The organism is Bradyrhizobium sp. LeoB3 (assembly GCF_055456055.1).
The window spans coordinates 53,822-62,910 of the sequence record NZ_JBVBEF010000052.1 but is presented as its reverse complement, the minus strand read 5'-3'; the positions used below and the strand labels follow the sequence as shown (position 1 = coordinate 62,910).

The 9,089-nt window shown below is 62.3% G+C and carries 11 protein-coding genes; 4 read left to right on the top strand and 7 right to left on the bottom strand.

Going from position 1 to position 9,089, the window contains the following annotated elements:
- Positions 1-303 precede the first annotated feature (303 nt).
- Entirely contained in the window at positions 304-495 is a 192-nt protein-coding gene (locus ACZXDY_RS28015; RefSeq protein WP_028166985.1) for a hypothetical protein, read from the top strand.
- A 44-nt stretch (positions 496-539) separates the two neighbouring features.
- On the opposite strand, the gene ACZXDY_RS28010 is transcribed toward ACZXDY_RS28015, so the two are convergent.
- The 3 genes from ACZXDY_RS28010 to ACZXDY_RS28000 form a co-directional block, all read right to left on the bottom strand.
- Positions 540-1,487 carry a DUF5996 family protein gene (locus ACZXDY_RS28010; protein ID WP_464347734.1) on the bottom strand — a complete coding sequence of 316 codons (948 nt, stop codon included), beginning with the start codon at positions 1,485-1,487 and terminating at the stop codon, positions 540-542.
- Between the two features lie 385 nt (positions 1,488-1,872).
- A complete protein-coding gene (gene wrbA / locus ACZXDY_RS28005) occupies positions 1,873-2,472 on the bottom strand; it encodes an NAD(P)H:quinone oxidoreductase (RefSeq protein ID WP_464347733.1) in 600 nt (199 codons plus the stop codon).
- Positions 2,473-2,611: 139 nt separating this feature from the next.
- Positions 2,612-3,310: a pirin family protein gene (locus ACZXDY_RS28000; protein ID WP_464347732.1), complete on the bottom strand. Its 699-nt coding sequence runs from the start codon at positions 3,308-3,310 to the stop codon at positions 2,612-2,614.
- Positions 3,311-3,419: 109 nt separating this feature from the next.
- On the opposite strand from ACZXDY_RS28000, the gene ACZXDY_RS27995 reads away from it, so the two are divergent.
- From ACZXDY_RS27995 to ACZXDY_RS27985, 3 genes are all read left to right on the top strand, one after another.
- Positions 3,420-4,328, top strand: coding sequence for a LysR family transcriptional regulator (locus tag ACZXDY_RS27995; RefSeq protein WP_464347731.1), 909 nt, complete (start codon positions 3,420-3,422; stop codon positions 4,326-4,328).
- A 91-nt stretch (positions 4,329-4,419) separates the two neighbouring features.
- A complete protein-coding gene (locus ACZXDY_RS27990) occupies positions 4,420-5,412 on the top strand; it encodes a tripartite tricarboxylate transporter substrate binding protein (RefSeq protein WP_464347730.1) in 993 nt (330 codons plus the stop codon).
- A 144-nt stretch (positions 5,413-5,556) separates the two neighbouring features.
- Positions 5,557-5,907, top strand: coding sequence for a hypothetical protein (locus ACZXDY_RS27985; RefSeq protein WP_464347729.1), 351 nt, complete (start codon positions 5,557-5,559; stop codon positions 5,905-5,907).
- Here the strand turns inward: ACZXDY_RS27985 and ACZXDY_RS27980 are convergent.
- The 4 genes from ACZXDY_RS27980 to ACZXDY_RS27965 all read right to left on the bottom strand — a co-directional run bounded on the left by ACZXDY_RS27980 (position 5,898) and on the right by ACZXDY_RS27965 (position 8,992).
- On the bottom strand, positions 5,898-6,389 hold the full coding sequence (locus ACZXDY_RS27980) for a YbaK/EbsC family protein (protein ID WP_464347728.1): 492 nt from the start codon (positions 6,387-6,389) through the stop codon (positions 5,898-5,900). The genes ACZXDY_RS27985 and ACZXDY_RS27980 overlap by 10 nt on opposite strands.
- 3 nt (positions 6,390-6,392) lie before the next feature.
- Positions 6,393-7,139, bottom strand: a complete 747-nt coding sequence (locus ACZXDY_RS27975) for a haloacid dehalogenase type II (RefSeq protein ID WP_464347727.1) — start codon at positions 7,137-7,139, stop codon at positions 6,393-6,395.
- Positions 7,140-7,141: 2 nt separating this feature from the next.
- Entirely contained in the window at positions 7,142-7,987 is an 846-nt protein-coding gene (locus tag ACZXDY_RS27970) for a dienelactone hydrolase family protein (protein WP_464347726.1), read from the bottom strand.
- Between the two features lie 120 nt (positions 7,988-8,107).
- Positions 8,108-8,992 carry an amidohydrolase family protein gene (locus ACZXDY_RS27965; protein WP_464347725.1) on the bottom strand — a complete coding sequence of 295 codons (885 nt, stop codon included), beginning with the start codon at positions 8,990-8,992 and terminating at the stop codon, positions 8,108-8,110.
- Positions 8,993-9,089 lie beyond the last annotated feature (97 nt).

The window sequence follows — 9,089 nt, the reverse complement described above, 5'->3', positions numbered from 1 at the left end:
CAGAAGCGAGACCCCGGCGAGTGGATGACGCAAAAGGGATTGACTGAGCAAGGCCCGTTACAGAAGGGTGGGCAAAGGAGCACAGCGACGTGCCCACCATCGACACTCCGCTCGTAATGGTAGGCACGCTTCGCCTCGCCCACCCTACGCACCAACGCCGCTTCAATGCAGAATTGTCACACTCACGAGGATTGTGTGGGTGTTCGTTCTATGTTCACAAAAGTCCACAATTGTGGACGCCGCATCGCACTATGCTGGCTACCGGGGTGGGCCACCGGGGAATGTTCCGCAAGGAGAGCCGACATGCCAGCCTACATCCATCATCATGCCGTGGAACCGGACTTCATCATGTGCCCGAGCTGCGCAGGTCTTCCGATGTTCGTCACGGATGTCGCGCCGCATTGGAGCCTGGCCAAGATCGACTTCACCTATGAATGCTCCGATTGTGGTGCGCAGATCAGGCAAACGGTGACACAGCCGGAGCTGTTGAATTAGAGCCGATCAAATCTGATCGGATCACGATCCAAGGCCGGCGTGCCTCAGAGCTGCCGCACCACGCCGGGTTGACCAAGCGGGCATTCCAGCGCATCGCGATCCCATTTTGCGGCAATAGCGGCGGCCTCATATGTGCTTTGCAGGAATTCCAGCACCGCTCGGTCGGGATCGGCGGAGATGCGCGCGGCATCATAGGGCAGGACGAATTCGCTGAGGGCCTCGCTGAAGAAGGCTGCGTCGGGTCGCACCTTGGCGGTGCGGAAGCCCGCGGGTTCGGGATAGGCATAGGAATAGAACGCCGGATAATCGATGGCGCCGCCGCCTGGCCAGAAACCCGCGCTGCTGACCTCGTGCGAATAGGCTTCGTGTGCCACCGCATCCGGCAGGTTCGGCACGCCGCCGGGATGGCGTGGTGCGCTCCTGCCGGAGAAACGCGTCACCGCGAGATCAAAGCTGCCCCAGAAGAAATGTACAGGGCTGGCTTTGCCGAGGAAGCCGGTGCGGAACTGCTTGAACAGCCGGTCGCAGTTCAAGAGGATCTGGAAGAAGCGCCGCACCGCGTCCGCATCATAGGACCGGTGCTGGCTGTCTTCCGGGAAACGGATCGGGTCCGGTAATTCGTTCGGCATGTCGTCGATCGCAACGTCGATGTCGAGCTCTTTCAGCGCCGCGAGCACCGCCGCGTAGAAGCTCGCCACCGAGAGCCCGGCCAGCGCAAAGTGCCGCTCGGCGCCGTCACTGGTCGAAATGCGCAAGGCGTGGTCGATGAAGTCGAAATCGATTTGAAAGGTTCTAATGCCGTTAGCGATCGGCGAGGTGGTCAGCCCGCGCGCGGTGACATAAAGCGTGACGTGCCACGAATGATTCAGCCAGGGCGACTTGGCCGACCGGATCTTGCCGACGATCTGGGTCCAGAGATGCAGAGTGGCACAGGTGTCACGCCATGCCGCGGTCGGCAGTTCCGGCCATTGAGTTTGCTTGGTGTTGCTCATGCCAGCATCTCGCTGCTTAGTGACCGTGAAGGTAATCACTTTATCACGAGTTCGTTATGGCAGCTCCAAGCATGCGGGCCGACAAATCGACATCACGACTTCGTGCATTCCGGGCAACGGCGTTGCCCGCGCGTGGCACGGAAAAGACTCTTGCACCACCAGCGTCGCGCCATCGCCTGCAGCGGTCTGCGCACCAACTGCGCCATGAAAAGCATTTCAACCATGTCGTGGTCCCCGACGCGCATGTGCCGCCAGGTCCGGGGGGCAGGGACCTGGCGGCTGCAGTCATGCGGTTTTGAACATGAAGGTGCGATCGAAATGAAGGCTCCGACCGCACGCTCTACATAGGGCGATGCTGGCAAACGAGAACGCCCTCGAACTCGCATCAGCCATGCAGTTTCTTCGCGGTCTCCGCGATCACACGTCCTTGATAACGGGCGCCCGCAAGCTCGTTCGCGCTCGGTTGCCGGCTGCCGTCGCCGCCGGTGATCGTGGTGGCGCCATAGGGTGATCCGCCGGTGACCTCGTCGAGCTTCATCTGGCCGGCAAATCCGTAATTGAGCCCGACCACGGTGAGGCCGAAATGCAGGAGGTTGGTGATGATCGAGAACAGGGTCGTTTCCTGCCCGCCGTGCTGGGTCGCCGTCGAGGTGAAGGCGCCACCGACCTTGCCATGCAGGGCACCCTTGGCCCAGAGACCGCCGGCCTGATCGAGGAAGTTCGCCATCTGCGAGGACATGCGGCCGAAGCGGGTGCCGGTGCCGATGATGATCGCGTCATAATTGGCGAGATCGTCGATCTTCGCGACCGGCGCTGCCTGGTCGAGCTTGTAGTATGACGCCTTTGCGACTTCGGCCGGCACCAGTTCGGGCACGCGCTTGATATCGACGCTGGCGCCGGCTTCGCGGGCGCCTTCGGCGACCGCATTCGCCATGGCCTCGATGTGACCATAGGCGGAATAATAGAGGACGAGAACTTTGGCCATGATGGCTCTCCTTTGGTTGGGATAGGCAGTGTCGAAGTAAGGTGTCGTTGCCGGGCTCGGCCCGACAATCCATCACATTGAGAGGACTCTTGCGGGAGGGATGAATGTCCGGGTGCAAGCCCGGGCATGACCAGTCGTGTTACGCCGCGTCGACCAGCACCAGCTCGGAATCTTCCAGCGCGGTGATTGTCAGCTTGGCTTCGTCGCGGATCGCGGCACCGTCACGGGCATCGACACGCACGCCGTTGACTTCGATGCTGCCGACCGCGGGCACAAGGTAAAGATGCCGCTTTTGCTCCGGCGCATATTCCGCGCTTTCGCCAGCTTTCAGCGTAGTGGCGAGCACGCGCGCCTTGGCGCGGATCGGCAGCGCATCGGCATCGTCCGCAAAGCCGCTCGCGATCGTGACGAGCTTGCCCGAGCGGTCGCCTTTTGGAAACGGCTTGGAGCCCCAGGTCGGCTCGCCGCCTTGCGTCGTCGGCTCGATCCAGATCTGGAAGATCTTCGTCTTCGACGGCTCGAGATTGTACTCGGCGTGGCGGATGCCGTTTCCCGCGCTCATCACCTGCACGTCGCCGGCCTCGGTCCGGCCCTTGTTGCCGAGCGAGTCCTGGTGCGTGATCGCGCCTTCGCGGACATAGGTGATGATTTCCATGTTGGCATGGGGATGCGGCGGAAAGCCGGTGTTCGGCGCGATCTCGTCGTCGTTCCACACCCGCAAAGCGCCGTGGTTCATATTGTTCGGGTCGTAGTGGTTGCCGAACGAGAAGTGGTGCTTGGCCTTCAGCCAGCCATGGTCGGCGCCGCCGAGCTTCGCATAGGGTCTGAGTTCGATCATCGGGGTTCCTCAAACTTCGATTGCGTTTGGATACGCCGTCGAGTGTGGTATAGAAATAGAAACTATCGAAACTCATTGTTTCCGTTTGTGGTAGAGGGCGGTCGCCAGAATGTCAAAGCTCCCGGATTTCGAGGCGCTCGCAATCTTCGCAAAAGTCGTGGAATTACGCTCATTTGCGGCCGCCGCAACCGAGCTTGCGCTGTCCAAGGCCACTGTCTCCAAGGCGGTCAGCCGGCTTGAGGATCGGCTCGGGGCCCGATTGTTCAACCGCACCTCGCGGCGGCTGGCGCTGACGGATGCCGGGCAAAAACTGTCCGAGCGCGCCGCGCGGCTGCTTGCCGACGGCGAGGCGGCCGAGAATGAGGCCCTGGCACAATCAGTCACCCCGCGCGGCCTGGTGCGGCTCGCAGTGCCCATGACCTTCGGGGTGAAATCAGTCGCGCCACTGTTGCCGGAATTTCTGGAGAAATATCCGGAAGTGTCGATCGACCTGCATTTGAGCGACGCCACTGTCGACTTGATCGGCGAAGGTTTCGATGCCGGCCTGCGCATCGCGCGCCTGCCCGATTCATCCCTGATCGCGCGGCGGCTCTGCCCGATGCCGCGTTACACGGTGGCGGCGCCATCCTACCTGAAGCGCTACGGCCGGCCGACGCATCCGATGCATCTCGCCGAGCACAAATGCTTCGGCTACGCCTATCTCTCGACCGCAGGCGTCTGGCACTACACCAACGCGGCCGGCGAGCAGGCGAGCGTGCGTCCCGCCGGACAGTTGCGTGTCAACAATGGCGAAGCCCTGCTGCCGGCGGTTATCGCCGGCCTCGGCATCGCCGATCTCCCTGATTTCATCATCGGAGAAGCCATCGCGCGCGGCGAGGTCGAGGTGATCCTCAAGGGTTGGAAGCTGCCCGAAGGCGCCGTGCACCTGGTGACGCCCCCCGGCGGCCCGCGCCCCGCGCGCGTCGAAGTGCTCGCCGATTTCCTGGCGAAGCATTTCGTAAAGGGCAAGAGGCGGTGAGGCGAACGCCACCTTTGCCCACTACGCCTTCTATCGGCTACGCTCTTCCCCACAAACCAAACCAAATAAAATCAATGGGGAGAAAATGCCGATGAATCGCCGCGAGCTTTTGAAAACTGCCGCCGTCTTGCCGCTCGCGCATGCCGCGCTTTCGCACGCTGCCTTTGCGCAAGGCGCTGTCTATCCCAACCGCAACGTCACCATGATCGTGCCGTTTCCGGCCGGTGGGCAGGCTGATCTTGCGGCGCGGCCGGTGGCGCTGGCGCTGGAGCGGATCCTCGGCAAGCCCGTGATCGTCGACAACCGCGCCGGTGGAGCTGGCGGCTCCGTCGGCAATGCGCAGGCGGCGCGCGCCGAGCCGGACGGCTACACGCTGCTGATGACGCTGTCCTCGCTCGCCGTGCTGCCCGAAGCCGATCGGCTGTTCGATCGCCCCGTCGCCTATGAGGTCTCGCAATTCGCGCCGGTCGCGCGCGTGCTCGCCGATCCGACGCTGCTCGCGGTGCCGGCCTCCGCCCCATGGAAGACGCTGCAGGACTTTGTCGATGATGCCAAACAGCGCCCGGGCCAGATTCCCTATGGCTCGTCCGGTCCCTATGGCACGCTTCACGTCGCGATGGAAATGTTTGCCGCGAGCGCCGGCATCAAATTGCTGCACGTGCCGTTCCGCGGCGCAGGCCCGGCGCTGACCGCGCTGCTGAGCGGCACGGTGCAGGCGGTGGCATCCGCCCCGGGCACGCTGAAACAGCAGGTCGCCGACGGCAAGATGCGGGTGCTTGCCAATTGGGGCGCCGAACGCGTCGCCAGCTTTCCCGACCTGCCGACGTTCAAGGAGCTCGGCTACAAGGATGTCGAGTTCTACATCTGGGCCGGCCTGTTTGCGCAGCGCGCATTGCCGGCGCCGGTCATGACGCGACTGCGCGAGGCGATGGCGGAAGCAGTGAAGGCGCCGGAGGTCGTCAAGACCTTTGAGACCGCCGGCAGTCCAGTCGCCTATCTCGATGCGCCGGAGTTTTCCAAATTCGTCGACGACGACAGCGCGCGGCTGATCGCGGCGGTCAAGAAAATCGGCAAAGTGGAGTAGGCGATTTCACGTTTTGTTGCGGGTCGCGAACCTTCCGCAGTCTCATTCATTTGTCATAGTTAAAACGTGGCGTGTGCTGGAACCGGCGCGCCGAGATGCAATTGAACGAGACGTTTATCGACGAGATATGGAAGAGGATCCCGCATGCGAACGCCGCGCGTTGCCTTGGGTTGCGTAATCCTGATCGGCTCCGGACTACTCGTGCAAAACCCGGCATTCTCCGAAGAGTATCGCGGAACCTGGGAACAGCAGATGGCCTGCACGCCCGACGTCTGGCGGCTCTGCAGCGATCAAATTCCTGATGCCAACCGGATCACGGCATGTTTGCGGCAGAACACGCCGCAGCTCTCCCATGATTGCCGTGCGGTATTCGAATCCAGCGCGAGCGCCCAGCAGCCGCCCTCACATGTGCCGCCGCGAGCTGCGCCGCGCACAAGGGGAGCGCCGCCGCCTGTGCAGCATCAACCGGCACCGTCGAGACCTGATCACGAATAGACTGAGGCTTCCTCCTGCGGCCGATGCTCGCAGACGTCGACCCATTCGGCCGACGTCAATTCCGCCATCCGTGCTGGCGCGATCCTGACCGCGCTGTGGGTCGAGCCCGCAGCCGGCACGACGATGTCGAAAGCCTTCAGCGACATATCGCAATAGACCGCGAGCTGTGTCCGCAGGCCGAAGGGGCAGACGCCGCCAACCTCGTGCCCGGTAATATCGGCGACCTCGTGCAGCCCCAGCATCTTCGGCTTGACGCCGAACAGCGCCTTCACCTTCTTGTTGTCCATCCGCGAAGTGCCGCTGGTGACGATCAGCACCACGCGCTCGCCGACCCGCAGTGACAGCGTCTTGGCGATGCGCCCTGGCTCGACACCATAGGCTTCCGCCGCCAGCGCTACGGTTGCGGAGCTCTTGGTCGATTCGATCACGGCAATGTCGGGCGCCTTCTCGGCGAAGAAGGCGCGAACGGATTCAAGACTCATATTCTAGGACCTGTGGGAAGACACCAGAGCGGGGAGATCGGATAGACCATGGATGCGATAATCCGGCACAACGCCGAGCTCGTCCATCTGGGTGCGCAGCGCCTTGAACATCGTGAGCGGTGGCAAGGTCTCGCTTTCGACGCAGGCGAGCGCCATGGCCTGCGGCGTCACCCGCTCGATCCAGGCGACATTCAAGCCGAACGCCTTGGCACCGCAGGCGTCCCACGGATTCGAGGAGATGAACAGGACCTCCGCGGGCGGCACGCCAAGCACGTCTTCGATCAGCGTGTAGGCTTCCGGGCTCGGCTTGAAGACCTTCTTGGTATCGACGCTGATGGTTGCGTCGAGCACGCGGTCGAGCCCGCTGTTGCGCACCAGCGCGTTCAGCATGTCGGGGCTGCCGTTGGAGAGGATCGCAAGTTTCTTGTCTTTCATCGCCTCGAGTGAGGCGAGCGCATCCGGATAGAGATCAAGATGCAGGTATTTGTCGATGATCCTGTCGAATGTTCCGGCATCATATTGCAGGCCGAGGCTACGCAGTGTGTAGGCGAGCGAGTCGCGCGTGACGACGGAGAAATCCTGGTAGCGCCGCATCAGCGAGCGCAGCCAGCTATATTCGAGCTGCTTGATGCGCCAGATCTGCGTAATGATCTCGCCATAGTCGGGAAACGCATCCTCGGTCACTTCTGCGACCGATTGGACGTCATAAAGCGTGCCATAGGCATCGAAGACGACGGCTTTGATGGTCATTGTCACTTCTCTTGCCCGCCGATCGTCGCATACAGGAATTTGCGGACCGCGTCGACCGATTGATCCCGGGCTGCCTGGTTGAATTCGAGACGATGCCCGAGAAACTGTATCGGCATTGCAAGGCCCGGAACATCGAAGGCGTGATAGGCGCCGGGATAGACGATGAATTCGATCGGAACGCCGAGGCCCTTCTGGCGCGAGATGCCGTAGTCATCGCGGCCTTCGACAAGGTTGCGGCACTCCTTCGCCAGCGTCCAGTCGTCGAGCTCGCCGATCAGGATCAGCGTCGGCACAGTCATGCTGTCCTTGATGCCGAGGCACGGCGGATAGAATGCAATCGCCGCGTGGAATTTGTCGTTCGATATCCGCTCGATCATGCCGCGCTCGACCGAGGTCAGCGCCAGCAATCCGCCCTGCGAGAAGCCGAGAACCGCGACACGATCGCGATCGACGAAAGGCTGCTGTACGAGGAAGTCCAGCGCCCGATAGGCGTCGAAGACGGTTGCGGGCGGCGGGCCGCCGGTGCAGGTGCTGCTGAGGCCGCGCGGACCAAAGCGGTCCACCGTGAGCGTGACATAGCCCCAGGAGACGATCAGCTTGCCCCAGCGCTGGTCGAGCTGGCGCCAGCCGCCATTGCAGCCATGAAGCAGCACCACGGCCGGCAACGGGCCGGCATCGCGGGGCTGCCGCAGGTAACCTTGCAGGGGCTGGGAGCTCGCCAGCGGATTTTCGATCTCGACGAGACGGCCCTCGGGTAGATCAGTCGCGAGGCACGCGGTCGCGCTCGCGGTCAGGAGTGCAGCGACGATGGCAGCGATAGTGGCAGCGACCTTGGCGAGGCTTGGCATCGACCATCTCCCGTTCGCCCGCCTGCCGGCGATCTAGAGCATGATCCGGAAAAGTGGAAACCGGTTTTCCGAAAAGATCATGCTCTAACAAAAGAGATAAGATCATGATCCAAAGATCGCTTATATACCCAAAATCTTCCGCGCGTTGGCCTTCAGCACTTTGGGGCGGATCTCCTCGCGGATGTCGAGCTTGGCGAAATCCGCAAGCCAGCGGTCCGGCGTGATAACCGGCCAGTCGGAGCCGAACAGCATCTTGTCCTGCAGGATCGAGTTGATGTAACGCACGAGGATCGGCGGGAAATATTTCGGCGACCAGCCGGAGAGGTCGATGTAGACGTTCGGCTTGTGGGTCGCGACCGAGAGCGCCTCTTCCTGCCAGGGGAAGGATGGGTGCGCGAGGATGATCTTGAGGTCGGGGAAGTCGGCGGCGACATCGTCCATATACATCGGATTGGAATATTTCAGCCGCATCCCCATGCCGCCCGGCATGCCACTGCCGACGCCGGTCTGCCCGGTGTGGAACAGCGCGATCGCGCCGCCGTCATTGATCGCTTCATAGAGCGGATAGGCCAGGCGGTCGTTCGGATAGAACCCCTGCATGGTCGGGTGGAATTTGAAGCCGCGGACGCCGTAGTCCTCGATCAGCTTCCGCGCCTCGCGCACGCCGAGCTTGCCCTTATGCGGATCGATGCTGACGAAGGGAATCAGCACATCGAGATTTTCCGAGGCGACTTCCAGCATCTCGTAATTGTTGTAGCGGCGGAAGCCGGTCTCGCGCTCGGCATCGACAGGGAAGATCACGGCCGCGATGTTCTTGGATCGGTAATAGGCCGCGGTTTCCGGCACGGTCGGCGGATGCCTATGCGGCGACTTGAAGTACTCCGCCATCTGCGCCTGGAAATCGTCATAGCCGTCGTCGCCATGCATGCCGCAGGGCTCCTCGGCGTGGGTGTGGATGTCGATCGCGACGACACTGTCGATGTCGGGCAGCTTGAGCTTGGGCATTCTTGGGCGTCCTTGGGGTTCCCGGCGGCTTGTTTGCTGGGGTTTCCAAAATTGATTATACTATATAACGAATTCCGCAAGGCAGCCAGAAACCCCG

Coding starts and splice junctions, on each gene's coding strand:
- ACZXDY_RS28015 (WP_028166985.1), top strand. CDS start 304: ATGCCAGCCTACATCCATCATCATGCCGTGGAACCGGACTTCATCATG.
- ACZXDY_RS28010 (WP_464347734.1), bottom strand. CDS start 1,487: ATGAGCAACACCAAGCAAACTCAATGGCCGGAACTGCCGACCGCGGCA.
- wrbA (WP_464347733.1), bottom strand. CDS start 2,472: ATGGCCAAAGTTCTCGTCCTCTATTATTCCGCCTATGGTCACATCGAG.
- ACZXDY_RS28000 (WP_464347732.1), bottom strand. CDS start 3,310: ATGATCGAACTCAGACCCTATGCGAAGCTCGGCGGCGCCGACCATGGC.
- ACZXDY_RS27995 (WP_464347731.1), top strand. CDS start 3,420: ATGTCAAAGCTCCCGGATTTCGAGGCGCTCGCAATCTTCGCAAAAGTC.
- ACZXDY_RS27990 (WP_464347730.1), top strand. CDS start 4,420: ATGAATCGCCGCGAGCTTTTGAAAACTGCCGCCGTCTTGCCGCTCGCG.
- ACZXDY_RS27985 (WP_464347729.1), top strand. CDS start 5,557: ATGCGAACGCCGCGCGTTGCCTTGGGTTGCGTAATCCTGATCGGCTCC.
- ACZXDY_RS27980 (WP_464347728.1), bottom strand. CDS start 6,389: ATGAGTCTTGAATCCGTTCGCGCCTTCTTCGCCGAGAAGGCGCCCGAC.
- ACZXDY_RS27975 (WP_464347727.1), bottom strand. CDS start 7,139: ATGACCATCAAAGCCGTCGTCTTCGATGCCTATGGCACGCTTTATGAC.
- ACZXDY_RS27970 (WP_464347726.1), bottom strand. CDS start 7,987: ATGCCAAGCCTCGCCAAGGTCGCTGCCACTATCGCTGCCATCGTCGCT.
- ACZXDY_RS27965 (WP_464347725.1), bottom strand. CDS start 8,992: ATGCCCAAGCTCAAGCTGCCCGACATCGACAGTGTCGTCGCGATCGAC.